Origin of the sequence: Grimontia sedimenti, from assembly GCF_011045095.1 — a bacterium.
In the GTDB taxonomy this organism is placed as follows: Bacteria; Pseudomonadota; Gammaproteobacteria; order Enterobacterales; family Vibrionaceae; genus Enterovibrio; species Enterovibrio sedimenti.
Window position 1 is genome coordinate 1 of sequence record NZ_JAALDL010000082.1, and the last position, 304, is coordinate 304.

The following is a 304-nucleotide window of genomic DNA, read 5'->3' on the forward strand; positions in this document are numbered from 1 at the left end:
ACGACAGCTTGAATGAATCAGCGGATGACGATGTGTTCACCGTCTCGGTGGATACAACCTCTGGCGGTGACTTCGAAGCGCAGCCCACCGCACCGGCTGCCGTCGAGACCACCATCAACGATGGCACCACCACGGGTGCGCCGACGCTGACATTGACCGGCGATGCCTCGGTCATTGAGGGTGAAGCGGCAAGCTACACGCTCACCCTATCCGAAGCACCAACCTCTGATTTCACAGTGACTGTGGTGATTGGTCACAAGACCACAGAAGATGGCGATGTGACGCCAGTGACCCGAGATGTCGT

At 58.2% G+C, this 304-nt stretch carries 1 protein-coding gene; it reads left to right on the top strand.

Going from position 1 to position 304, the window contains the following annotated elements:
- On the top strand, positions 1-304 hold a 304-nt coding region (locus tag G5S52_RS23600; RefSeq protein ID WP_165018907.1), incomplete at both ends, for a hypothetical protein.